The sequence below is a fragment of the Longispora fulva genome, assembly GCF_015751905.1.
Classification (GTDB): Bacteria; Actinomycetota; Actinomycetes; order Mycobacteriales; family Micromonosporaceae; genus Longispora; species Longispora fulva.
Map to the genome: position 1 here is coordinate 6,375,041 of NZ_JADOUF010000001.1, position 25,267 is coordinate 6,400,307.

General features: G+C 71.3%; 18 protein-coding genes. 12 read left to right on the top strand and 6 right to left on the bottom strand.

Annotated features, from left to right (window positions below):
* Window positions 1-7: 7 nt before the first annotated feature.
* Together IW245_RS28990 and IW245_RS28995 are read right to left on the bottom strand one after the other, a co-directional pair.
* A complete protein-coding gene (locus tag IW245_RS28990; protein WP_197006313.1) occupies window positions 8-3,061 on the bottom strand; it encodes a UvrD-helicase domain-containing protein in 3,054 nt (1,017 codons plus the stop codon).
* Window positions 3,062-3,097: 36 nt separating this feature from the next.
* On the bottom strand, window positions 3,098-5,068 hold the full coding sequence (locus IW245_RS28995; RefSeq protein ID WP_197006314.1) for an endo-beta-N-acetylglucosaminidase: 1,971 nt from the start codon (window positions 5,066-5,068) through the stop codon (window positions 3,098-3,100).
* Window positions 5,069-5,224: 156 nt separating this feature from the next.
* Between IW245_RS28995 and IW245_RS29000 the strand changes: the two genes are divergently transcribed.
* The 6 genes from IW245_RS29000 to IW245_RS29025 all read left to right on the top strand — a co-directional run bounded on the left by IW245_RS29000 (window position 5,225) and on the right by IW245_RS29025 (window position 16,785).
* Window positions 5,225-9,370, top strand: a complete 4,146-nt coding sequence (locus tag IW245_RS29000) for a glycoside hydrolase family 38 N-terminal domain-containing protein (protein ID WP_197006315.1) — start codon at window positions 5,225-5,227, stop codon at window positions 9,368-9,370.
* A 17-nt stretch (window positions 9,371-9,387) separates the two neighbouring features.
* Window positions 9,388-10,278, top strand: coding sequence for an ROK family protein (locus IW245_RS29005; RefSeq protein ID WP_197006316.1), 891 nt, complete (start codon window positions 9,388-9,390; stop codon window positions 10,276-10,278).
* Between the two features lie 86 nt (window positions 10,279-10,364).
* Entirely contained in the window at window positions 10,365-11,450 is a 1,086-nt protein-coding gene (locus tag IW245_RS29010) for a DUF11 domain-containing protein (protein WP_197006317.1), read from the top strand.
* Window positions 11,451-11,540: 90 nt separating this feature from the next.
* Entirely contained in the window at window positions 11,541-12,938 is a 1,398-nt protein-coding gene (locus tag IW245_RS29015) for a glycoside hydrolase family 18 protein (protein WP_197006318.1), read from the top strand.
* Window positions 12,939-13,049: 111 nt separating this feature from the next.
* Window positions 13,050-14,570 carry an HSP90 family protein gene (locus IW245_RS29020; RefSeq protein WP_197006319.1) on the top strand — a complete coding sequence of 507 codons (1,521 nt, stop codon included), beginning with the start codon at window positions 13,050-13,052 and terminating at the stop codon, window positions 14,568-14,570.
* A complete protein-coding gene (locus IW245_RS29025) occupies window positions 14,551-16,785 on the top strand; it encodes a tetratricopeptide repeat protein (protein WP_197006320.1) in 2,235 nt (744 codons plus the stop codon). The genes IW245_RS29020 and IW245_RS29025 overlap by 20 nt, the downstream gene beginning before the upstream one ends.
* Before the next feature lie 94 nt (window positions 16,786-16,879).
* On the opposite strand, the gene add is transcribed toward IW245_RS29025, so the two are convergent.
* Entirely contained in the window at window positions 16,880-17,815 is a 936-nt protein-coding gene (gene add, locus IW245_RS29030) for an adenosine deaminase (RefSeq protein ID WP_197006321.1), read from the bottom strand.
* Complete coding sequence (locus IW245_RS29035) at window positions 17,812-18,219, bottom strand: hypothetical protein (RefSeq protein WP_197008954.1); 408 nt, start codon at window positions 18,217-18,219, stop codon at window positions 17,812-17,814. The genes add and IW245_RS29035 overlap by 4 nt, the downstream gene beginning before the upstream one ends.
* A 101-nt stretch (window positions 18,220-18,320) precedes the next feature.
* Here IW245_RS29035 and IW245_RS29040 point away from each other — a divergent pair, with 101 nt between their 5' ends.
* Together IW245_RS29040 and IW245_RS29045 are read left to right on the top strand one after the other, a co-directional pair.
* Window positions 18,321-19,043, top strand: coding sequence for a hypothetical protein (locus IW245_RS29040; RefSeq protein WP_197006322.1), 723 nt, complete (start codon window positions 18,321-18,323; stop codon window positions 19,041-19,043).
* A 73-nt stretch (window positions 19,044-19,116) separates the two neighbouring features.
* Entirely contained in the window at window positions 19,117-19,602 is a 486-nt protein-coding gene (locus tag IW245_RS29045; RefSeq protein ID WP_197006323.1) for a hypothetical protein, read from the top strand.
* On the opposite strand, the gene IW245_RS29050 is transcribed toward IW245_RS29045, so the two are convergent.
* Window positions 19,599-19,874, bottom strand: a complete 276-nt coding sequence (locus IW245_RS29050; protein ID WP_197006324.1) for a GlsB/YeaQ/YmgE family stress response membrane protein — start codon at window positions 19,872-19,874, stop codon at window positions 19,599-19,601. The genes IW245_RS29045 and IW245_RS29050 overlap by 4 nt on opposite strands.
* 208 nt (window positions 19,875-20,082) lie before the next feature.
* Here IW245_RS29050 and IW245_RS29055 point away from each other — a divergent pair, with 208 nt between their 5' ends.
* The 4 genes from IW245_RS29055 (at window position 20,083) to IW245_RS29070 (ending at window position 23,691) form a co-directional block, all read left to right on the top strand.
* On the top strand, window positions 20,083-20,901 hold the full coding sequence (locus IW245_RS29055; protein ID WP_197006325.1) for a hypothetical protein: 819 nt from the start codon (window positions 20,083-20,085) through the stop codon (window positions 20,899-20,901).
* A 62-nt stretch (window positions 20,902-20,963) separates the two neighbouring features.
* Complete coding sequence (locus IW245_RS29060; RefSeq protein WP_197006326.1) at window positions 20,964-21,878, top strand: GNAT family N-acetyltransferase; 915 nt, start codon at window positions 20,964-20,966, stop codon at window positions 21,876-21,878.
* Window positions 21,878-22,789: a GNAT family N-acetyltransferase gene (locus IW245_RS29065; RefSeq protein ID WP_197006327.1), complete on the top strand. Its 912-nt coding sequence runs from the start codon at window positions 21,878-21,880 to the stop codon at window positions 22,787-22,789. The genes IW245_RS29060 and IW245_RS29065 overlap by 1 nt, the downstream gene beginning before the upstream one ends.
* Window positions 22,786-23,691 carry a GNAT family N-acetyltransferase gene (locus tag IW245_RS29070; RefSeq protein ID WP_197006328.1) on the top strand — a complete coding sequence of 302 codons (906 nt, stop codon included), beginning with the start codon at window positions 22,786-22,788 and terminating at the stop codon, window positions 23,689-23,691. The genes IW245_RS29065 and IW245_RS29070 overlap by 4 nt, the downstream gene beginning before the upstream one ends.
* On the opposite strand, the gene IW245_RS29075 is transcribed toward IW245_RS29070, so the two are convergent.
* A complete protein-coding gene (locus IW245_RS29075; RefSeq protein WP_197006329.1) occupies window positions 23,678-25,222 on the bottom strand; it encodes an AMP-binding protein in 1,545 nt (514 codons plus the stop codon). The genes IW245_RS29070 and IW245_RS29075 overlap by 14 nt on opposite strands.
* Window positions 25,223-25,267: the final 45 nt, after the last annotated feature.

Sequence of the window (25,267 nt, forward strand, 5' to 3'; positions counted from 1 at the left end):
GAGGGGTCTAGAGCAGCCGCAACTGCTGGTCGCGGGGTTTTCGGCGGGAAACTCCGGCTCCCCGTCGGGCCAGGAGTGACGCATCGATCGCTGACAGGAACGGACTGGGCGGCAGCTCCCGTTCAGCCCCGTGCCGAAACCGCCGGGCCGCATGTGACAGATACAGGCGGTCCTGTGCCCTGGTCAATCCTACGAAGAAGAGCCGTCGCTCCTCGGCCTCGTCGGATTCCTGACCCGGGAACCGCAGCGGGAGCAGGCCGTTCTCGCAGCCGACCATGAACACGACCGGGAATTCCAGGCCCTTCGCCGCGTGCAGGGTGAGCAGCGTCACCTGATCGGCGCGGGGGTCGAGGGCGTCGACCTCCGCCCCGGTCCGCAGCTCGGTGAGCAGTTGGTCCAGATCGTCCCCGCAGCGCCGGGCCAGCGGGGCCAGCAGCTCGACGGCCGTGTGCACGTCGGCGGCCTCCAGCCCGGCCCCGGCGAGGGTGCCGGAGGTGAGCCCCGCGGCGGCGGCCCGGATCCTGGCGGCCACGGTGCCGGTCAGGAACGGCAGCTCGCGGGCGATGGCCCGGACGCCGGCCCGGTCCGTGAGCCGGTTGTGCGAGCGCTTCTGCACCGGGATGCCGGCACGCTCCAAGGCCGCGAGCAGGGGCTTGGCCTGTGCGTCCGTGCGGTAGAGGACGGCGATGTCGGCGAAACCGACCTCCAGCGTGGTGTTCCCCGATGCCCGGCCCGAGTCGATCGCGTGGTGCGAGGACCCGCCGACCAGCTCCTCGATCGTGCGGACCACGTGGTCGGCCTCGTCGGCCTCGCTCGACGCCGAGTAGAGCCCGACCAGCGTCGGGTCCGGGTCGCGGCGGGCCGGCTCCAGGATCCGGCCCTGCACGAGCGAGCCGGGCGCGATGGCCTGCACGGCCGCCGCCAGGATCGGGGCGGCCGAGCGGTAGTTGCGGGTCAGGCGGACCGTGCGGGCCTGGGGGAAGTCCTCGGCGAACCGGAGGAAGTACTTCACGTCCGCGCCCCGGAAGGCGTAGATGGCCTGGTCGGGGTCGCCGATCGCGTACAGGTTGCCGTCGGGCGGGCACAGCAGCGTCAACAGCTTGTACTGCGCCTCGTCCACGTCCTGGTACTCGTCCACGAAGATCCACGGCCAGCGCGCCTGGTATCTGTCCGCCAGCACCGGGTCCGCCGACAGCAGCTGGACCGGCAGGTTGATCAGGTCGTCCATGCTGACGAAGCCGTCGGGCACGTCCTCCTCGGAGGTGACCTGGAAGTCGGCCGGCAGCCCGAACCGGTCGTGGTGCTCGCGGAGGATGCCCATCCCGAGGCTGTGGAACGTGCCGACGTCGAGCTCGGCGGCCCGGTCGGGGAGCAGCGCGTGCAGCCGCTCGGCCAGCTCGCCGGCCGCCCGCCGGGTGAACGTGATCGCCAGGCAGGACGAGGGGGCCACGCCCAGCTCCGCCACCAGATACGCGATCCGGTGGGTCAGGGTGCGGGTCTTGCCGGTGCCCGGCCCGGCCACGATCAGCATCGCCCCGGAGGACGCCGAGGCGGCCACCCGCTGCATCGCGTCGAGCCGGTCGAGCAGCCCGGTGCCGACCTCCTCCATGCCGAGCAGGACGGGCTCCATCGGCTCGTGGGGGGAGGGCGCCGGCAGGTCGCGGGGCTCGGGGCGCGGCTCCAGGTCGTAGTCGAACTCCGGCTCGACGACGACCTTGGGCTTCTTCGGCTTCTTCGGGGCCGGGACCTTCTCGAACAGGCCGTCGAACAGGGTCGCCTCGGCGCGCAGCTCCGCGGGGTCGAAGAGCCGGATCGCGCCGTACTCCCCGTCGTAGCCGGACTCGCGGCGCACGTCGCCGCGCCGCAGCCGGTCGATGGCCTCGCCGAGCAGCTCGCCGCCGACCTTCGCGACATCCTCGATCGGGGTGCCGGTCAGGATCTCGAACTCGGGGCCCAGCTCGTTGACCAGCGCGTCGATCTTCGTGGCGACGGTCTTCGTCTTCGGGCCGACCCCGTTGAGCTCGCCGAGGATCTCCGGCAGCGGGATGATGCTGGTCGCGGCGGGGGACGGGGTCGCCGGCCGGTCGGCGAGCGCCTCGATTCGGCTCAGCACGCCCACGGTCACCGGTTTGCCGCACACCGGGCACTTCCCGCCGAGCTTGATGGTCTCGCTGGGGCTGAGCACCACGTCGCAGTTGCGGTGGCCGTCGGCGTGGTATTTCCCCTCCTCGGGGAAGAACTCCAGCGTGCCCTCGTAGCCCGACCTGGTGCGCAGGGCGTCGCGAATGGCGAAATAGTCGAAAGGAGTGGAGAAGGCCGTCGCCTCGCGGCCGAGCATCGGCGGGGAATGCGCGTCGGAATTGCTCATCATCGTGTACCGGTCCAGCGAAGACACGCGAGAGTTCATCTCGGGGTCGCTGGAGAGGCCGGTTTCCACGGCGAAAATATAGTCCGCGAGGTCAAGATAACAGTCAGCGATCGCGTCGAAACCGGACTTGGAACCCAGCGCCGAGAACCACGGCGTCCAGATGTGCGCGGGGACGAGATAGCCGTCCGGGCTGGCCTGGAGCACGATCTCCAACAGGTCGCGGGAGTCCAGTCCGATGATCGGCCGGCCGTCGGAACCGAGATTGCCGATCCGGCCCAGCGCGGTGTTGAACCGCGCGACGGCATCAAGATCGGGAAGATAAATAAGATGGTGTACTTTGCGAGTCTTGTCGCCTCGCTTGTAGATCGTCGAGATCTCCACGGACAACATGAACCGGGTCTGTCCGCGGAGAATCCTCGGCAGTCTCTGGTTGACCCCGCTCGCGACGTCGGCCCGCAGGACATAGAGCCCGGGCTCGGCTTCGACCAGATTCTCCCGCAGATGCGCGTACCACGCCGGGTGGGTGAAATCTCCGGTGCCGACGAGGCCGATGCCCTTCCTGCGCGCGTACCACGACAGGTTCTCGAGGTCGCAGTCCTTGCTGCAGGCACGGGAGTACTTCGAATGGATATGCAGGTCGGCGTAGAACCGGCCAGCCACTGTCGAGTCTCCCACGGCAACCCATCCTGGCATGCCGGCCGCGACGTTCCGCAGCCGGCACGCCCGGAGTTATAGCGCCAGAACTTCGATCTTGGCGCCGGTGGGGATGGTCGGGGCGTAGAACGCCGTCGTGGTGGTCCGGCCCAGCCAGGTGCGCGCGCCGTGCCGGTCCACGGCCAGCACGTCGTAGGCGCCCGCGCCGCCGGACCAGGTGATCCGGTTGCCGTCGACCCGGACGCCGCGCACCGGGCGGGGCTCGCAGTCGCCGGCCTCCTCCAGGGCCAACCGGCCGATGTGGATGGCGGTGTCGCCCTGGGTGCCGCTGATCCGCAACCCGATCCGGATCAGGGTACGGCCGTGGAAGCGGGACAAACCGGCCTCCCGGGTGGTCCACCGGTCACCGAACTGGCCCAGGGGGACCTCGACGTCGGTGTCGGGGGCGTCGAGGAACCGGACCAACGCGCTGATCCGGACCCCGCCGCGAGCCGCCGCGGCGTCGGCCGCGTCACCCGGGGCCGCGCCGCTGCCCGCCGTGCCGCCCGCAGCCTGGCCGCCGGCCGCCGGGGCCGATGTCGCCGTCAGCGAGATCCGGTTGCCGGCGGTGAGGCGGACCCGGGTCGCGTACAGGTCCACCCGGGTCGGGGCGCCCAGGACGCCGGCCAGTCGGAGGGAGGAACCGCCCTCCCACACCTTCTCGTAGTCGTACCCGGCGGTCAGCGCCGAGCCGGTCACCAGCCAGCGCCAGGTTGGCAGCACGTCCTGGGCCGTCAGGTTGTTCCACTCGCCCCGCTGCCACACCCGGCCGTCCGACGCCCACAGCCGGCCGTGCCCGGTGTTGAACGTCGTCGAGAACGGGGCCCGGGTCACCACCGCCGCCTCCGCCACCTTCGAGGAGACCCCCCTCCAGCCGTCGGCGTCGGCGGTCGACGTCGACGGGTCGCCGTCCGCGCCGACCCAGAACCGCTGCTCGCGGGCCTCGTACGCCGACTTGTCGTCGGTGCTGGTCAGGGTGAAGTCCGGCCGGTACAGCCCGATGGACAGGCCGTTGGGGTCGTCGGCGGGGAACACCGCGTCGAAGTCGAGCTGCACCTTGAACTGCCGCCAGCCGGTGTCCACCCCGCAGAACAGCTGGCCGGGGTCGCGGCCCATGCCCCGCGCGTAGGTCGCCGACGAGGGCAGGTCCGGGTAGTCCCAGCGGAAGTCGACGAACATGGTGTCGGCCGTGGCGAAGTACGGGGCGTTCAGCTCGTCGAGCCGGCCCCGCCAGCCGACGGCGCCGGTGGTGTCCATGGCGTCGTACCAGATGACCGAGGTCTTGGCCTTCAATGCCACGACGAAGAGGCGCATCTCCTCGGCGAGCGCCGGGTCGGCCCCGGTGGTCTCCTGGTTGATGAACCAGCCCTCGAAGCCGAAGTACCTGCTGATCCGCGCGAGCCCGTCGGCGACCGGGAACCTGCCGAGCGCGTCCCGGCGGAGGAACTGCCGGACCCAGTCGAGGTTGCCGCCGTAGACGTTCGGAGGGAAGAAGACGGTGCCGTGCACGGGCACGCCGTTGCGGTGCGCAGCGTCGGTGACGGTCGGGTTCGGGGCGAGGATCAGGCCCTCGCTGGCCGAGCCGCCCCAGAACACCAGGCTGTCGATGTACTGCCAGAACTCGCTCGTGTAGTAGTCGAACTGCGCGCCGCCCTGCGAGGGGTTGCCGTCGGTGTTGGCGAACACCGACAGCGCGAGGATCCGGCGCTTGCGGGCCTCGGCGTTGGCCGTGGTGTGCCGGTCGACGATCCGGCTGGTCAGCGGGGTGGTGCTCCGGTTGAACCGGGCGTCGGTGTCGGTTTCGGGCGACCAGACCGCGACGTCGTCGGGGAACCAGTTCGGGGCGAAGGGCTGGCCGGCCGCCGGGGGCGCCTGGTTCGTCGGGGGTACGGCGGCGATGCCCGGGGCCCGTCCGGGGGCCGCGGCGGCCGGGACGGCTCCCACCGTGGCGCCCGCGGCTCCGACCGCGCCGGCGATGAGCAGGTTGCGACGACTGAGCGATGCCACTTTCGACCTCCGTGTGGGGATGAGTCCGGTGTGGACGCCATCATGACAACGTTGCCATGTCGTGGCAAGGGTTGGGCGGGATCGATATGGCCGGGGATACCAATGTCCCGATGACAACGTTGCCATCCAGGTATCCCGGACCATAGAGTGGCTGGCATGCAGATCATCGCCGCCGAGTCGACCGACCTGTTCGTCGGGACCGAGGAGGCTCCCCGCCAGGTCCTGCGCGTGACGGTCGTCCGGGACGCGACGGCGGCCACGACACTGACCGTGACCGGCGAGGCGACCGGGAGCGGGGAGATTCCGGCCGGGGCGGGCGAGGCGGTCGTCGAGATCGGCCTGGACGTCGGTTCCGGGCCCGGCCCCACAGGCGCGGCGTCCGGCCTGGCCGGCCAGGGCCACCCCAGCCACCCCCGGCCCACCCGCCACATCACCATCACTGCGGGTGATGCCCGCCTCGACGCGGAGTTCGCGGTCGAGGAGCCCGGCTACACCGTGCACCTCGTGTCCCACTTCCACTACGACCCGGTCTGGTGGAACACCCAGGCGGCCTACACCTCCCCCTGGGAGTGGCTGTCCGGCGACGCGAGCACCCGCCCGCGCTGGGAACGCAACAGCTTCCGCCTGGTCGACACGCACATCGACCTCGCGCTGCGGGACCCCGACTACAGGTTCGTCCTCGCCGAGGTCGACTACCTGAAGCCGTACTTCGACGTGTACCCCGAACGCAAGAAGGACCTGCGCGGACTCCTCGAAGAGGGCCGGGTCGAACTGATGGGCGGCACCTACAACGAGCCGAGCACGAACCTCACCTCCGCGGAGACCACGATCCGCAACATCGTCTACGGCATCGGCTACCAGCGCGACATCCTGCACGGCGACCCTCAGACGGCCTGGCAACTCGACGTGTTCGGCCACGACCCGCAGTTCCCCGGCTACCTGGCCGACGCCGGCCTGACCGGCAGCGCCTGGGCGCGCGGCCCGTTCCACCAGTGGGGGCCGATCCAGAAGAACTTCCGCGCGGCCAAGGGCGACGCGACGGTGATGCAGTTCCCCAGCGAGTTCGAGTGGATCTCGCCGAGCGGGCTGGGCGTGCTCACCCACTACATGCCCAACCACTACTCGGCGGGCTGGTGGATGGACTCGTCGGCGACCCTGGAGGAGGCGGAGCAGGCGGTCTACCAGCTCTACCGCAACCTCAAGCCGGTCGCGGCCACGAAGCACATCCTGCTGCCGGTCGGCACGGACTACACCCCGCCGAACAGGTGGGTGACGGCGATCCACCGCGGCTGGGCGCAGAAGTACGTCTGGCCGAGGTTCCGGTGCGCCATCCCCCGCGACTTCCTCGACGGGGTGCGCGCGCAGATCGGCCGGCCCGCGCCGCAGACCAGGGACATGAACCCGGTCTACACGGGCAAGGACGTGTCGTACATCGACACGAAGCAGGCGCAGCGGGCCGGCGAGGTCGCGGTCACCGACGCCGAGAAGCTGGCCACGATCGCCAGCCTGCACGGCCTCGGCCGCTACCCGGACGCGGCGATCGACAAGGTCTGGCGGCAGCTGGCCTACGGCGCGCACCACGACGCGATCACCGGCTCCGAGTCCGACCAGGTCTACATCGACCTGCTGGCGGGCTGGCGGGAGGCGTTCGACCTGGCCACCGACGTGCGGGACCGGGCGCTCGACGCGCTGACCGGCCAGATCGCGCTCGACGGCGACTCGGTCGTGGTCGCCAACACCCTCGGCTTCGACCGCTCCGGCCTGGTGAGGATCACAACCGACAAAACCATCAGAGGATTACGAGTGGTCCGTGACCGGGGGACGTTGGTGTTCCGCGCCGCCGACGTGCCCGCCATGGGCTGGACGACATATCCGCTGGTCGACGGCCCGGCCGGCGGCTGGTCCCCGGCCGGGGGCCACACGATCGGCAACGAGGCGCTCACCGTCACCGCCGACCCGGCCCGAGGCGGCGCGCTGTCGAGCATCCTCGCCGGTGGGCGGGAGCTGCTCCAGGCAGGGGAGGTGGGCAACGAGCTGCGGTTGTACGCCGAGTACGCGCAGCATCCGGACTTCGGCGAGGGGCCGTGGCACCTCGTACCCACAGGTGAGGTTGTCTCTTCCGCGGCCTCGAAGGGGACCGTGCGGCGGGAGACCAGCGACCTCGGGGAGCGGTTGATCTCCACCGGCGTCGTCGACGGGCTGGCCTACGAGCAGACCGTCACCCTCTGGCGCGGCTCCGACCAGCTGGAATGCTCCACCCGGGTCCTCGACCACGCCGGCGTCGACAAGCTGCTGCGGGTCAAGTTCCCGATCGACCTGCCAGGGGCGCTACCGATCTCCGAGGTGGCCTCCGCCGTCGTCGGCCGCGGCTACGCGCTGCCGGACGTGGACGTCGCCGAGGCCCCGTGGACCCTGGACAACCCGGCGAACACGTGGTTCGGCCTGGGCTCCACCGCCAGGATCGCCCTCAGCGACGGGACGTCGCGGGCCCTGGGCGTCGCCGAGGTCGTCGTGCCGACCCTCGACGAGGCTCCCGGAGCCCGCGACCTGGTCGTCGCCCTGGCCAGGGTCGGCGTCACGGCCACCACCTCCAGCGCCGACTGGTCCCGGTACGGCTGGCTCGATGTCGACTCCAACCTCCCCGACTTCCGGATCGTCCTCGGCGGCCCGGACACCAACCCGCTGGCCGCCGAGATCCTCGGCGACACCGACCCGGGCGACCACGCGCACGTCTGGGTGCCGGCGGCCAAGCCACTCACCGAGGTCTGGCAGCCCAACGCCGACCTGCGCGACGCCCGGGCCCTTCCGGCCCTGATCGTGCTCCGCGACTCCGACGCCCTGGTGGCGGACCTCGCCGACGCCACGATCACGGCCCATACTCTCGGCGCGAACACCGAACCGCTCACCGACGGCACGGTCGCGCTGCTCACCTACGGCCTGCCCGGTTTCGCCGTCGACCCGACCGGCGCGCTGCACCTGTCCCTGATGCGGTCCTGCACCGGCTGGCCGTCCGGGGTGTGGATCGACCCGCCGCGCCGCACGGCTCCCGACGGGCTCAGCTTCTCGACCCAGCACTGGACCCACGAGTTCTCCTACGCGCTCGTGGCCGGCGACGGCGACTGGCGGGCCTCGGCCCTGCCCTCGCGGGGCCAGGAACACTCGACGCCCCTCCTCCCGCGCGTCCTGGGCGCACAACCCGGCACGTTCCCCGGCCAGCACTCCTTCCTCCGGGTCGAGCCGCAGCGCGAGGTGCTGCTCAGCGCCCTCAAACCGGCCGGGAACCCGATCGCCGCCGGCTCCGGGGCGCACGCCGATCCGGCGCGGGGCGTGACGGTCCGGCTCGCGGAGAGCACCGGGTTCGGCCGGACGGCTCTCGTGCAGGGGCTCGCGCTCGAGGACCTGCACGTCGCCGACCTGCTGGAACGCCCCTGCCATGTCGCCGGGAGCCTGGAGCTGGCAGGCTCGACAGTCGTGACGTACGTGGGCACGCCGGTCGGGGCCGTCTCGGGCGGCGAACCGCTCGGAGCCGTGGGCGAGACCGCCACCCCGGTGTTCTCGCGGTACTGGCTGCACAACCGGGGGCCGGCCCCGATCGGGTACGCGCCGGTCACGGTCACCGTGTCCCCCGGCATCCTGCGCACCGCCGGGGAACCGTTCGACGTCGAGGTGGTGCTCGCCAACCAGCTCCAGGACACGGCGGTGGACGGGGTGACCGTCCTGCGGGTGCCCGAGGGCTGGTCCGTGTCCCCCGAGCGGCGCGTGCACCGGCTGCCGGCCGACGGGTACACCCGGTTCACGGCCACCGTGACCCCGGCGGCATGCCCCGACGGCCTGTACTTCGTCGCCGCCGGCACGGACGGCACCGAGGACGTCGTCACCGTCGCCATCGGTGACCTGCCGGGCGTCCTGCCGACCCCGGCGGAGGTCCCGGTCGAGGACTGGACGGCGGCCCAGGGCACGAAGGCCGCCACGTCCCGGGACACCGGGCTGGCCGTGTCCGCCCCCTCCTCGCACCTCGTGCTCCGCCCCGGCGGGACCGGCACGCTCGCGGTCACCCTCACCAACACGACCCGCGACGAGATCCACGGCGAGGCGCAGCTCGTGTCGCCGTGGGGTACGTGGGAGCTGTTCCCTGCCGTCGTGACCGGATTCGGCGTGGCCGCGGGGGAGACCCGGGTGGTGGAGTTCCCGGTGGCAGTGCCCAGGGACTTCGAGCCGGGGCACGCGTGGGCGATGGTGAAGGTGATGTGGTTCGGCCGGTGCCAGTACGCGCCGACGGTGAAGGTGGAGGTGCTGCCGTGACGGTGAGAGCAGCGGAGATGACCGAAGTACTCGCCCTCGACATCGGCGGCACCAAGCTCGCCGCCGGCCTCGTCGGACCGGATGGCACAGTGCTCGCGCACCGGGTCGTCCCCACCCCGGTCACCGACGACCCCGAGGTGGTGTTCGGGGCGGTGCTGGACCTGCTCGCCCCGTTCGACGCGCCGGTGATCGGGGTCGGCTCGGCAGGACCCCTGGACCCGTTCGGGGGTACCGTCAGCCCGCTGAACACCCCGGCGTGGCGCGGATTCCCCCTGGTCAAGCGGCTGACTGAGGCCTACGGTCGCCCCGTGGTCCTCGCAGGGGACGGGCACTGCTTCGCGCTCGCCGAGCACTGGCTGGGCGCGGGCCGGGGCAGTGCCGCGCTGCTCGGCATGGTGGTGTCCACCGGCGTCGGCGGCGGACTGATCCTCGCCGACCAGCTGATCCTCGGCCCGTCCGGCAACGCCGGGCACATCGGGCACGCGATCGTCGACCCGGCGGGGCCGGCGTGCGCGTGCGGGAGCAGGGGCTGTGTGGAGGCGTACTCCTCCGGCCCGTCCCTGGTCCGCTGGGCCCTGTCCCAGGGCTGGGTCGTGGCGGCACCCGTCCCCACCGCCCGCGATCTGGCCGCCTCGGCCGCCGCCGGTGACCCGATCGCCCTCGCGGCCTTCGACCGCGGCGCGCGCGCCCTGGCCGCCGGCATCCTCAGCGCCGCGGCGATCGTCGACCTGGACACCGTCGTGATCGGCGGCGGCGTCGCGGCGAGCGGCCCGATCCTCTTCGACCCGCTGCACAGGTGGATCGCCGAGCTGGCCGGCCTGGACTTCCTCCAGGGCCTGCGGGTGCTTCCGGCGCGGCTGACGGAGGCTGGCGTGATCGGAGCCGCGGCACTCGCGTTCCGGCGCTGAAACCCGACAGCAACCTCAAACCCTCCCCAGGTGTGTCTGTACCTGAGTGGGCCGGAGGTGCTGGCCATTTCGGGGGAGGAAGCGCTGTGGAGACACAGGAACACAGGGGATCGCCGAGCTGGGTCCGCGCGGTCGCGGCGGTGGCGACCGTGCTGGGCGTCGGGATCTCGGCGGCGGCGTGCGCGGCGAAGCACACGCCCGACGGTCAGGCGTCGACGCCGGGCATGGTGGCGCACACCGCCGCGCCGTCGGGAGCGCCCGTCGCCCGGCGGGCCGTGTCCAACGGGGTCGACCAGGAACTGGCCAACGCCACGGTTGATATTCCGGGCCGGGGCCCGACCTCGCTCTGCAAGGGCGGTCGGCTCACGTTCACGAACGCCGTGAGCGTCATCGACGGCGAGCTGAACTACACGATCCTCAAGACCGTGGAGTCCGACCTGGACGGCGACGGCACGACCGAGGTGACGGCTCTGCTCACCTGCGCGGTCAGGGACCCGAGTCTGCAGGTGGTCACGTTCAGCCCGACGGGCCAGGGCGGGTTCACGACCGTGGGCACGGTGCTCCAGAACGAGGGGCCCGTGGCGACGATCTACGACCTCCGGCTGGCCGACGGCGGCGCGGTGTCCGCGCAGGTGTCCGACCACCAGGTGTCCAGGGCGACCGACGCCGAGCACCGCACCGAGCCGCAGTGGCGCACGTACGCCCGGCGGGACGGGACGTTCGCGCAGGTCGCGGGCCCGACGACCTTCCCGGCCGACCAGAGGTACGTCGATCTGGACGTCTCCACCGGGAATCTGGTCCTCGAACCCGCCGGAAGCGGACGGCGGCACGGCGTCCTCAAGGTCACGGTGAGGAACAACGGCACCCTGGCGGCCCCGTCCCTGCGCGTCGACCTGCGGGTGCCGGTGGGACTGACGCGGGCCGGCGACGGCTGGGCCGGGTGCGACCCCGAGCAGCCGGAGCCGCCGTCGCGGGCCACGGTGTGTCACTACGGCGAGCTGGCGCCTGGGGCTTCGCGGGTGCTGAGCCTGGAGTTCACCGCGAACGAGGGCGCGGACCTCCTTCAGGGCGGGAGCAGCGTGCATGCCGCGTCGCAGATGCCGTCCGGCGAGTCCCTGGCCGACTCCGACCAGTCGAACAACTCGGAGTCGATCCGGATCAGCCGACGCTAGATCGATCAACACATAGGAATAGTTAAGAGTATTGACAGTGAGCAGGGTGGCTCGCCAGGGTGGTCCTCAACGGACACCTGGAGGAACGCCATGCCACCAGCCAGACGCTGGGCCGCCGCCCTGATCGGCGCCGCCCTGCTCGCACCCCTCGCCACCGCGCCACCGGCCCAGGCCGCACCGGACGACAACGCCCCGGCCAAGGTCGTCACCGCGTACTTCGCGGACTGGGACGTCTACGGCCGGCAGTACTTCGTCAAGGACATCCCGGCCACGAAGCTCAACGTGATCCAGTACGCGTTCGGCTACCCGACGTTCGACGCGGCCACCGGCAAGGTCGGCTGCGCCCCGGTGGACGCCTGGGCCGACTACCAGCAGGTCTACTGGGGTGGCGAGAACACTGTCGACGGCGTCGCCGACAACTACCCCGACCAGCGGCTCTACGGCAACTTCAACCAGATCCGCAAGCTCAAGGCGAAGTACCCCCATCTCAAGGTCGAGATCTCGCTCGGCGGCTGGACCAAGTCGACCTGGTTCTCCACCGTCGCCCGGACGCCCGAACGCCGCGCCGCCTTCGTGAAATCCTGTGTCGACACCTTCATCAAGGGTGACCTGCCCTCGGGCGGCTGGCCGGAGAACGCCGGCGGGCCGGGTGCCGCCGCAGGGGTGTTCGACGGGATCGACATCGACTGGGAGTACCCGACGCAGGCGGCCGGCGGCAATGTCGACCCGAGGCCGGAGGACCGGAAGAACGCCACGGCGCTGTTCCAGGAGTTCCGGACCCAGCTCGACACTGTCGGAAAGTCGACTGGAAAACACTATCTACTGACCGCCGCGCTGCCCGCCACGACGAAGAGCACGAAGTATTTCGAGCTGTCGAAGGTCGCGAGGATCCTCGACTGGGTCAATGTCATGACCTACGACTACACGGTCGGCGGGGACGTCAGAACCGGACCGTCGTCGCCGTTCGGATGGGATCCCAGGGACGCGAACTCCTCCGACCCGACATGGAACACCGTGGGCACTGTCGTGCACTATCTGCAAAACGGCGTACCGGCGAACAAAATCGTGGTCGGCGTTCCGTTCTACGGAATCCAGTACCTGCGCACCGAGGGGCTCTACAGGACGCATGACAGCCACGGGCTGGACGCGAACACATTGCGCTGGGACTCCACGCCCAATCCGACCTATCGTGACGTGCGCGACGTCGCGGGCCTGCAGTTCAGCCGCAATCCCCTCACTGGCGAACCTTCCCTGTACGGGACCGCAACCCACCAGCTGTGCGGGGCGTTTAACCCGGATGGGAGCTGCTCGGCTCCGTACCAGGAAACAGCGTCGACCCTGATCACCTACACGGATCCGACATCGATCGCGTTACGAGTCGCGTTGGTGAAGACCGTGCAGTTGCGTGGGCTGATGGCGTGGGAGTTGAGCCAGGACTCCGACGATCACGCACTGCTCACCGAGATGGCACGTGTTCTGCCCCACTGAATCATGTTGTGTCCGGCAGATCGGCATGATCTGCCGGACACGCCTATGCCCATCGTGGTGACACGGCCTAGGCTGGTGGCGGACTGTGTCGGTGAGGGGCAGGGAGGCGACGTGGCCAAGGCGTTCCGGGTGGATCTGCCGACCCTGCTCAAGCTGCGCTATCCCGACCCGCAGCGTTATCTCGCCGAGTTGATTCGTCATTCGGTGACGAGAAACGCCAAGCGGATCCGGATTGTCCCGGCCGATGTGAACAGGGGCCAGTTCCAGATCAGCGACGACGGCGACATGACCGTGCCCGACGGCCGGTTACCCGGAGAGGACGGTCTGGTCGCCGGCCTCCTGGTCAGCGACTCCGTCACCCTGACCAGCGCCGGCACCAAATGGGTCGGCCGGATCAGCGGCACGCACACGACCACCGCCGTGGACGACGACCTCACTGGGACGACCGTCACACTCCGTCGCCGGCGGGGCGAGACCCTGCTGAACACGTCGAAGGTCGTCGAGCTGGCCCGGCGGTACGCGGAGATGTCGCCGATCCCCGTCGACGTGTCCATGCCCGGTGGCGCCACCCAGACCGTGAACCGCCAGCCCCCGTGGCTGTGCGAGAAGCCGCTGGAGATCGCGGAGTACGGCGCGGAGCTGCTCGACGCCGACCCGCTCGACCTCGTGGCCCTCAAGAAGCCGACCGGCGAGACCTTCGGCGTGGCCTACATCCTGCCCACGTCCCCGGCCCCCCGCGCGGTCCAGAAGCACTCGTTGTACCGGGACGGCCTGCTCCTCGAGGACGAGGGCGCCGACCTGCTCCCCGAGTGGGCGTTCTTCGCCCGGTGCGTGCTCGACGCCGGCGCGCTCCCCGACGACCGCGACGAGGCGCGCGCCCAGCTCGGCCAGTCGCTGCGCAGCTGGCTGCTCCTGCTGTCCGCCCGGCAGCCGCGCCGGCTGACCCAGTTCGTGAACACCCACCACCTGTCGCTGAAGATCCACGCTGCGCAGGACCCTGAGCTGGCCCGGATCATCACCCGCTGGCTGCCGTTCGAGACCAGCGCCGGGCGGCTCACGCTCACCGAGCTGCTGGGCCGGACCCGGCACGTGCGGTACGCGACGACGCGGGACGTCTTCCGCCAGCTCGCCCCGATCGCCGGCCGCAACACGCCCTTCGTGAACGCCGGCCACCTGCACGACGTGAAGCTCCTCGAGCAGCTTCCCGACCTCTACGACGACGTCACCGTCGAGCGGGTCGAGGTCGCCGACATCGTGGCAGACCTCGACGACCCGCCGCTGTCGGACCGGGTCGCCCAGCTCCGGCTGCGCAAGGTCGCCGACTCGGCGCTGGCGGCCACGGGCTGCGCGACCGTGGTGAAGTCCTTCGAGCCGGCCAGTCTGCCGGTGCTGTATCTGGGCGATCCCGCCACACTCTGCCTCAATCACCGCAGCCCGATCATTCAGCATCTGGCGCGACTATCCGATCAGACCGTACTGTCACGTACTGTGCAGCTCCTTCACGCCCAGGCCCGTCTCCACGGCCACCTGCCGCTGCGCGGCGTCGACACCGAACTTCTGAGTGGGGCGTTGCTCGACCTGGTACAGCTCGCGGCACTCGAAGAAGACCTGAGTGGGCTGGACCATGGCTGACTGCCCCCGCTGCGCCGCGTCCGTCGACCTCGACGACGCGCAGCTCCTGGAGAACTACCTCGGCCAGGACGACGAGCACGCCCTGGCGTTGCTGCTCCTGCCGTTCCTGCACGCCGGGCAGTTCGGCGAGGCGCGGCGCGCGCACCTGCGCGGCTACCGCGCGTTGAAGGACCCGGCGGGGCACCCGGCGCTGGTCGCCCAGCACCTGCTGTTCTGCGCGCTGACCGGCAACCTCGACCGGGCTGTCGCGCTCGCCGAGAAGCACATCGCCGACCTGATGGGCGAGCTGGCGGCCCTCAACGTCGTCCTCGGCCGGGCCGTGGACGCCGGGCACGGAGCCGCCCCGCTGCGGATCCCGATCGACGTCGCGTTCACCCTCGGCCTGACCGGCCCGCCGACCATCGCCAGCGTGTCGGCCGCCATCGGCGTGACCCGCAGCGAGCTGCGCGCCGAGCACTACGACGTCGCGCTGTCCACTCTGCCCAGTGCCCGGCTGTCCGCCCCGCCGATGGACTTCGGCCTGCCGGCGACGGCCGAAGGCTGGCTCGACCGGTGCGACGAGCTGGCTGAGCTGCACGAATACGAGTCGGCGTACCACGCTGCCGGTAACGCGCTCGCCCTGGATCCCGAGCCGGAGGTGCGCGCGGAGGTCCTCGGCTACCGGGTCCGGCTGCTGTCCGAGCTGGAGCGCCGCGAGGAGATCCCGCCGATCATCGCCGAGCGGGCGGCCTTGCTGCGCGGGCTCGGCGAGGACGCGCACGCCGGCTGGCTGGAGCGCTCCGCCGAGCTGGCCGTGCAACCGCTGACCGGCGACGAGGTGGCCCTGGCCGAAACTCTCGTTTCCGAGTACGACCGGCCTGAGCTGCCGTTACGGGTCCGCGCCATGCCGCGCCTGCTCCTCGGCCACGTGCTGCTGTACGCGCTGCGCGCCGAGGAGGCCGTCTCCGAACTCCAGACCGGGGTCGAGCACGCCCGGGCCGGCGGGGCGCACCGGATGGCCGACAGCGCCGTCTACGCCCTGGCGCACGCCCTGACCATCACCGGGGAGTACGCGGCGGCGGAGCACGTGCTGCGCGCCACCCTGTCCCGCCCCGAGCTGCGCCCGGCCACCCGGCCCCGCCTGCAGCTGCTGCTCTCCCAGATCCTCGCGGTGTCCGGACAGCTCGCCACGGCGGCCGAGACCGCCGCCGAGGCCACCGAGCACTTCGCCACCCTGCCCGGCTCGTCCGGCTGGGTGGGGCACGCGTCCACGCTGGAGGTCACGTACCTCGCGGAGATGGGTGACCCGGTCGCCGCCGCCGAGCGGCTGCGCTGGACGATCGAGCGCACACAGCACGCCGAGTGGGACGCGACGGCCCGCTGGTCGCTGCGCTGCAAGCTCGGTTCGCTGCTGATCGCCGGGCACCGGATCGACGAGGCCGTCGAGGTGCTCCGCCGGATCACGGAGGAGCTGGACGTCGCGGCCGACGGGGTCGCCGGCTCCGAGGACGACGTCGCCGACCTGGCCGAACTCGCCGGCGAGGTGTGGTACTGGCTGGGGGTCGCCATCCGGCAGCGCGGCGACAAGCGCGGCGCGCTGGCCTGCTGGAACAAGGCACTGGACGTGCTGAAGGACTCGCCGAACTCGCAGGCCGAGCCGGCCCGGATCCACTTCACGATCGCCGAGCTGTGGCACCAGGACGAGAAGTTCCAGCCGGCGATCGCCGCGTACCTGGAGTCGCTCGTGCACATCGAGCAGACCCGGGACCCGATCGCGGTCGCCCAGGTCCGCCGGTCGCTCGGGCTCGCCCGGTGCGAGAGCGGCGACCCGCTGGGGCTCAACGACCTGGCCGAGGCGCGCGAGGAGGCCGAGCGGCTGGGCGAGCCCATGCTGCTCGCCGAGCTGGCCGACGTGACCGCCCGGTCCCTGGCGGTCCTGAAGCGGTACTCCGAGGCGGTGGCGCCCGCGTTGCAGGCCGCCGACGCCTACCGGGAGGCCGGGGACGACGTGCGCGCCGGGCTGGCCGAGCTGATGGCCGCACGGATCGTGGCGAAGCAGGGGCAGACGGTCGAGGCGATCGCGCTGCTCCGGGCGGCGATCGAGGCGACGATCGCGTCGGGGGCCGGGGCGCACACCGTGGACTCGTTCCTGCTGCTCGCCGAGCTGTTGGACTCGCAGGGCAACCATGCGGAAGCGGCCGAGGTGCGGCTCGAGGCCGAGGTGCGCGGTCTTTAGGTCCGTTGGACCGCGGAAGTGCCGACGCGCGGCGGAGCAGTGACGCGGGCGGCGACGATGTGCCGAAGACTGTCGCCACCCGCGTGCGTCCAGGTCACGCGCCCGTGAAGTCCAGCGCGCCGGCAACCCCGGCCGCGTAGGCCTGCTCCGCCGTGTAGCCCAGCGTCGCCGCGGCCTCGTAGTCGCGGCCCAGGTCCGTGTCGAACATCGCCGGGTCGTCGGTGCTGATCGAACACTGGATGCCGGCCGCGACGAGCTGCGGCAACGGGTGCTCCTCAAGGGTCGGCACGACGCGGGTGCGCAGGTTCGACACGGGGCACACGTCGAGCACGATGCCCCGGTCGGCGATCTCCTTGAGAACGGCGGGGTCCTCCACGGCGCGGATGCCGTGCCGGATCCGGTGCGGGTCCAGCGCCAGCGCCTCGATGATCGACTCGGGCCCCGCGCTCTCGCCGGCGTGCGGCACGAAGCCCAGCCCGGCCTCCTGGACGATCTGGGCGGCCCGGCGGAACGGCAGCAGCGACAGGCCCTGCTCCTTGCCGCCGACGCCCATGCCGACGATGCCGTCGTCGGCGTACCGGACGCACTGGCGGGCGCACTCCTCGGCCAGCTCGAAGTCGGTCATGCTCCGGTACAGGTCCGGCGTGAACCTGATCTCCACCCCGTAGCGCTCGCGGGCCTCGACGGCGCCCTCGGTGTACCCGATGAACATCTCCGACCAGCGGATACCGTTCTGGACCCGCTCGGCGGGGGAGAAGATGCCCTCCATGTAGACGACGCCGAAGGACGCGGCCTCCCGGGCGTAGTCCACGACGATCTGGCGGAAGTCCTCCGCGCGGCGCAGGCAGTTCGTGGTCAGGATCCAGGTGCGGATGAAGTGCTCGAAGTCGGTGAACTGGTACAGCGAGGCCAGGCCCTCGACCGTGTCGGCCGGCAGCGGCATGTCGTTGCGGCGGGCGATGTCCAGGAGCGTCTGCGCGCGGACGGTGCCCTCGAGGTGGACGTGCAGTTCGATCTTCGGGGTCGTCATGTCCCTATCTTGTATGACCCCTGGCTGTACAACAGGTCCAGGATCGAGCGCGTCGCCTCGAACCACCGGTCCAGCCACTCGACGCTCGGCGGCTTGCCCCCGCGGGGCGGGAGTTCCTGCAGGAGTCCGCGCAGCAGCGGGTGGTCGCCGAGGGCGTCGGTGCCGAAGTGCAGTTCGGGGTCGAACATGGGCTCGGCGTACACCGGCTCGACCAGGGGCGGCAGGTCCGCGCCGTTGCGGAGCAGGTTCTGCTGGGCGAGTTCGTCGCGCAGGCCGAGGGTGCGGTCGGATTCGGGCGGGCCGGGTTGCGGAACCTGGCCTTGGCGGAGGGGACCCCGGAACTGAGGCGGGTGATCCTCGACAGTCCCGCGCGCGTTACCGAAGCTATCCGTGGGATGATTCATTATATTTAGCCTTACTTGTACGAATAGTTGGCGTCTGGTCTCCCGGGGTTCACCGGTACAACGAATGGCGCCCCCACCGGCGACGCCCATGAGAGGCCACCGTGCTCGAGTTCGGAAACGCGACAGCCCCGCAGCTGACCCTGCTTCCGGGTGGGGCGGAGCCCGCGCCGCCGCCAGCGTCCGGCGCCGGATCCGGCGGGGACGAGCGGCTGCTGTGGCGGCAGGTCGCCACCGGTGAGAGCACCCGGGCCCTCGCGCCGCCGGCACCCGACGCCGACCTGCTCGCCCGGTCCCGGGCCGCAGCCACCGAGGCCGTCGCCGTCGAGGAACGGCTCGCCCGGCACATCGAGTCCGTCACCGACCAGCTCGACTCGGCGTTCAGCTGGCTGCAGCCGGCGCGCCGGCACGCGCTGGCCCGCCAGCTCCGGGTCGACCGGGGGCACCACGCGATCCTGCGGGCCAGGGCCGGCAAGGCCGTCGCGGCGCGCGACGTGCTGGAGGACCAGCTCAGCCGGCACCGGACGTACCTGGACGACCACCGGCCGGCGTTGGAGACGGCGAAGGCCGCGAGCGCGGAACTCGACCGGCGGATCGACGAACTGATCGGGTGGTACGCGGCCCAGCCGACCCAACCGCCGTGGTTCAAGTACGGCCTGGGCTTCCCGCCGGAGGCCTCGAGCTACCCGGTCTGGCTGCGCCGGGCGCGGGCGGCCGTCGGCTACCGGTTGCGGTTCCGGGTCGAGCACCCGTTGGAGCCGTTGGGGGCCGAGCCGGCTGAGCGCAGCCGCCAGTATCAGCACTGGGTAAGGGCCAGAAACGCCTGAAATACCAGTCTCTGTGGACGTACATTGAGATCTGAGCTGAAGCCCGGTGACATCGCCCCATGGAGGGGTCCAGATGGTGGCTGGAAGGTACTCGGGTCGACTGGCGGTCAGCGTCGGAGTAGCCGGCGCGTTTCTCCTCCTCGCCGCACCAGTCGCGGCGCAGCCTCAGCCCTCACCCGGTGCGGTCAGCCCCTCCCCGACCCACTCCGCCGTCCCGATGGTCCAGCCCAGCCCGAGCCCCAGCCTGGTGCCCCCGGTGCCCGCGGTGGTCGCCACCGTCGCGCCAGCGGCACCCTCGCAGCTCCCGGCCATGATCGGCCAGCCGGCGTACGTCCAGCCGGAGCCGGCCCCCGACGACCAGGACGCCCGGGTATACGGCGCGGAGCCTGAGGCGCTCCCCGACCCGGCCCAGGAGCCGGAGCCCGACGGCGTGCCGGTGTCCGCCCAGCGCGACGCCCGGCTCCCCGACCCGAAGCTGCTGATCGTGGCCGGGGCGGCCGGGCTGGCGTTCTCGACGGTGGGCGTCGCCGTGGTCTGGTACCGCCGGAGAAGCTTCTAGGCGCTCTTCTTGCCCCCGCTGGCGGAGACCAGGCCGACGCCGATGATGCCGAGCACGATCTGGATCGCCCACTGCCACCAGTCGATGCCGCTGGTCGAGTCCACCTTGAAGAGCAGGGCGATCACGCCGCCGATGAACGCCGCGGCGATGCCGACCCCGATCGTCTTCATGACCGTGATGTTCTGTTTGCCGGGGAGAATCAGCCGGGCGATCACCCCGATGATCGGCCCAATGATGATCGACGCCAGCAGCATCTCGAGGATTCGTCCCATCGTGTTCTCCTTTTCATGCACGACCGGCCGGGTCGTTGTCCCGGATGGGCCACAGCCTGTACGGGCATCATCACCGATCTCTGCCCCTGAAAGTCCCGTTTAGGAAGATCAACGGAAAAAGCCTGTCGGATACCTACCGCAACCATGGACGAGAGCCGACAGCGAGCACAGGATCTTCTGGTACCAACGACGGAACGGGAGGACTGCGTTGCCCGATCTGGCGCCCGACAGGGAGCGCACCGTCTCGCTCACCCACACGGAAGCCTGTTCGCTCCTGGAGCTGGGCAGGATCTCCGAGGCCGTGGCGATCGGCCGACAGCTGCGGGACTGGGGCTGGCGCAGCCGCTACCCGGCAGGCCGCGGTTACGGCCTGCACATCGAGGCACTCGCCGCCGCCGCCCAGGGCAGGACCCGCCGCGCCGCGGAGCTGCTGGAGGCCGCCGTGGCGCTGACCAGGGGGCAGGACCCGTGCGGGATGCTCCCGTGGCAGCTCGCCGAGCTGGCCGCGGCGAAGGCCACCATGGGCGCGCACTCCGTCGACCGGCTCCTCGCCGAGGCCGAGCACGCCGAGGACCCGGTCCGGCACCCGCGCCGCGCGTCGCGGCTGCTCGCCGAGGCCTACGCGCTGGCGTGCCTCGGCCAGGTCGAGGAGGCCAGGATCCGGCTCGTGGCCCTCGCGGACGAATGTCTCGCCAACGACGCCCCCGCCCGCAGGATCGACGCGCTGACCCTGCTCGCCCGCCTCGGCGTGTGCCACGACGTGACGGGGCACGGTTGGGACTCGCCGGTCACCGCCGTCCGGGTCGCGCACATCCGGGCCCTCGTGGAGCCCGACCCGACGGAGCTGCTGGTCGTCAGCGACGGGTATGCGCAGCTCCAGCACTGGCACCTGGCGGCGGAGCTGGCCGACGCCGCGGTGCAGGCCAGCTTCCGGCGGGGCGACACCGGGGGGCAGCGGGCCACGGCGCGGCGCGACGAGCTGCTGGTGGAGTGCGAGGCCGGCCCGTTGCCGTGGTGGTCGGGCTGAGCCGGAGAGCGGGCCGGCCAGGGGGTCGAAAAATGAGTGGCGCCGGCTGCTAGACAGAACGCATGTCAGCAGAAGTGATCATCCGACCGACCACGATCGAGGACCTCCCCACGATCGCGGCCATCCGCCTCGCCACGTACCCGTATCTGGTGCGCAGCCTGGAGGCGTACCAGCAGCGGTTCCCGATCGTGCCCGAGCGGGCCAGGAAGCTCGACGTGGTCGCCGTCGCCGACGGGCTCGTCGTGGGTCGGGCGACCGCCGAGCTGGACATCTTCACCACGGAGCAGGGCGCGGCGGGGGTGGATGTTCTCGTCGCGGCCGAGCACCGGCGCCAGGGCATCGGTACGGCGCTGTTCGCGCAGGCCGAACTGCACCTGGGCGAGATCGGGGCCCGCCGGGTGCGGGCGTGGGTCCCCGGCGAGCCGGACCTGCTGAACTGGGCCCGCGGCCTGGACTTCGAACCGAGCCGCCCGGTGTCCTACTCGAAGGCCGACCCGACGGCCCTGCCGGCGATGCCGGACCTCCCGCCCGGGGTCACCCTCGTCTCGACGGCGGACCTCGGCCCGGAGGCGACCTACGAACTCGACCGGGTGACCGTCACCGACGAACCCGGCGACGTGGAGATCGAGATGATCCCGTACGAGGAGTGGCTGGCCCTCGAGTGGGACGACGTGGACCGCAGGCACGACCTGAGCGTCGTGGCGCTGGTCGACGGCGTGCCGGCGGCGTACACCGTCGTGCAGGCCGACCAGGAGACCGGTCGGAGCTGGTCGGGCGGCACGGGGGTGCTCCGGGACTTCCGGGGCCGTGGGCTGGCGAAGCTCGTCAAGTCCGACTCGTTGCGCCGGGTGGCGGCTGCCGGGATCACGGCGGCGTACACCGCGAACGACGACCAGAACGCGCCGATGCTGGCGGTCAACAACTGGCTCGGCTACCGGGTCACGGCGACCCAGTGGTCCTGTTTGAGGACCCTGTGATGACGGAATTCACCATTCGTGAGTCCACTGTCGAGGATGTGCCGGAGTTCGCCCGGGTCCGGGCCATCGTGACCCCGTGGCAGGGCGCGAGCGTCGCGACCCAGGTCAACTGGTTCCGCAACGCCTCGCCGGCGGCGAAGGCACTGCGGCTGTGCGCCGAGGTCGACGGCCGGATCGCCGGCTTCGGCAACTGCGGGCTGAACGTGACGACCAGCCAGGTCGGGGCGTGCGACGTGGGCGTCATGGTCGTGCCGGAGTTCCGGGGGCGCGGGATCGGCGGCGCTCTCCTGGACCGGTTCGAGGCGCATCTGCGCTCGGTCGGTGGCCTGCGGGCCCGGGGCGGGGTCGCGGAGGGCCCCGGCCTCGACTGGGTCAAGGCGCGCGGCTACGAGCTCGGCGCGTCCGAGCGTTTCTCGGTGGTCGATCCCCAGGTGCTCCCACCGCTGCCCGCGACCCCGGACGGCGTCACGGTGGTCTCCCTGGCGGAGATCACCCCGGAGGCCGCACACGAGCTCGACACGGCGGCGTTCGCTGACGAGCCGGGCGACGTGCCCTATGACGGGATGTCGTTCACGGACTTCATGACCCGGGTGTGGAACGGGCCCGATCTGGACAAGTACGTCAGCGTCGTGGCTATCGTGGACGGCATGGCTGTCTCATCAGTACTCCTCGATGTGAACCGCGAGACCGGCTGGTCGATGTCCGGCGGCACGGGCACCCTGCCGGCGTACCGGGGGCGGGGAATCGCCAAGCTGCTCAAGTCGGTGTCGCTGCGCCGGGCCGCCGAGGTGGGCGTGACGGCCGCGTACACCAGCAACGACTACTCCAACGCGCCGATGCTCGCGATCAACGACTGGCTCGGCTACCGGGTCACCGACACCCAGTGGGCCTGCCTGAAGGACCTGGCGTGATCCGGGAGGCGCGCGACGCGGACCTGGTGGAGATCACCGCGCTGCGCAACGAGGTGATGCCGTACCTGGTGTCGAGCGTCGAGGGCACCCGCGCGGCCGTGAACGCCATGCCCGAATGGGCGAAGCTGCGCTGGCTGGTCGCCGAGGTCGACGGCCGGCTGGTGGGCTGGGCGCGGGCGGGCCTGAGCCTGTTCACGCCCGAGCCGGGCGCGGCGGATGTCGGCGCGGCGGTGCTGCCGGAGTACCGGGGACGCGGGATCGGCTCGGCCCTGCTGGTCGAGGGCGTGGCGCACGTGAAGCAGATCGGCGCGGTGACGGCCCGGGGCCGGGCGTTCGACGAGCCCGGGATTCTCCGCTGGGCGGAGCGACACGGGTTCGCGGCCGGCGCGGGCCACGCGGCCCAGATCTCCGTGGTCGACCCGCGCGCGATCCCCGGGGCCCCGGCCTGCCCGGGGCACATCCGGCTCGTGTCGTTCGACGAGGTCGACCCGCGCGTCGTGTACGACCTGGAGGCCGCGACCGGCCCGGACATCCCCGCGGGCGTCCCGCTCGCCCCGATCCCGTACGAGGACTGGTTGGGCATGACGTGGGGCAACCCGGACCTGTTCCGGGGCGGGAGCGTGGTGGCGCTCGACGGGGACGTGCCGGTGGCGTACACGCTGACGGTCGCGGATCTGTCGACCGGACGGTCGTGGACGAACATGACCGGCACGCTGCGCTCGCACCGGGGCCTGGGCCTGGCGAAGATCGTGAAGGTGGAGGCGCTGCACCGCTCGGCGCGGGCCGGCATCACCCGCGCCTACACCGGCAACGACGCCACCAACGCCCCGATGCTCGCGGTGAACGACTGGCTGGGCTACCAGCGGGCGGCGACCCAGGTCACGGTGGCTAGGAAGCTCTGAGCCGGTAGCGCTGCACCTTCCCCGTGGAGGTGCGCGGCAGGGCGGCGAGGAACTCGACGACCCGGGGCATCTTGTACGGCGCGATCTCCCGCCGGCAGTGTTCCCGCAGCTCGTCGGCCTTCGCCTCGTCGCCCACCACGCCGGGGGCCAGCACCACGTAGGCGGCGACGACCATGGTGCGCTCCTCGTCGGGCAGGCCGACCACGGCGCACTCGAGCACGTCGGGGTGGCTGAGCAGCGCCCATTCCACCTCGGGCGGGGCGATGTTGATCCCCGCCGAGATGATCATGTCGTCGCTGCGCGCCTGGTACCAGAAATAGCCGTGCTCGTCGCGCAGGTAGGTGTCGCCGGTGAGGTTCCAGCCGTTCTGCACGTAGACCGCCTGCCGGTCGTCGGCCAGGTAGCGGCACCCGGTCGGGCCCTTCACCGCGAGCCGGCCGACCACGTCCGGCCCGACCTCGTTGCCGTCGTCGTCGAGCACGGTCGCGAGGAAGCCGGGCACGGGCTTGCCGGTCGAGCCGGGGCGGATGTCGTCGCCGGCCGCCGAGATGAAGATGTGCAGCAGTTCGGTGGCCCCGATCCCGTCGATCATCCGGATCCCGGTCGCGGCGTGCCAGGCCTCCCACGTCGCCTTGGGCAGCGGCTCACCAGCGGAAACACACTTCTTCAGGTACGGAAGCTCCGGCAGCTGACCGAGCATCACCCGGTACGCCGTCGGCGCCGTGCACAGGATCGTCACCTTGTGCTCGACGACGGCCGGCAGCAGCACGTCGGGCGTGCCCTTCTCCAGCAGCACCGTCGAGGCCCCGGCCCGCATCGGGAACACCACGAGCGCCCCGAGCCCGAAGGTGAACCCGAGCGGCGGCGAGCCGGCGAACACGTCGTCGGCGTCCGGCCGCAGCACGTGGGCCGAGAACGTGTCGGCGATCGCGAGCACGTCGCGGTGGAAGTGCATGGTGGCCTTGGGCCGCCCGGTCGTCCCCGAGGTGAACGCGAGCAGCGCCACGTCGTCGGCCGCCGTGGCTACGTTCGCGAACTGTTCGGGCTTCTTCGTCGCGGCGGCGATCAGGTCGCCGAACAGCACCACGTTGTCCAGCGCGCACGGGAACCGGTCGTCCACGAGGGACAGGTCGACCCGCGCGATCTCGCTGATCACCTCCAGCTCGTGGTCGCGGAGCAGCGCCATCGTGGTGACCGCGACCCCGCCGGCCTTGAGCACGGCGAACCAGCAGGCCACCAGCCACGCGTTGTTCGGCGCCCGGAGCAGCACCCGGTTGCCGGGCACCAGGCCGAAGTCGTCGACCAGCACGTTCGCGATCTGGTTGGCACGGGCCAGCAGGTCGGCGTACGTCCAGGTCTCCGACGGCGTGATCAGGCACGGCCGGCTGAGGTCCGGTGCCCCGTCGAGCAGCTCGACGGCGCAGTTGAGTCGGTCCGGGTAGTCGAGGAGTAGAAGTTCGGGCCACTGTTCCACCGGCGGGAGGTGGTCGCGGGCGAACGTGTCGACGTGGGCGGTCGGCGACAGATCCATATCTCGAAGTATTCCGTTCTTGTGACGGGAGTCAAGGCCACACGA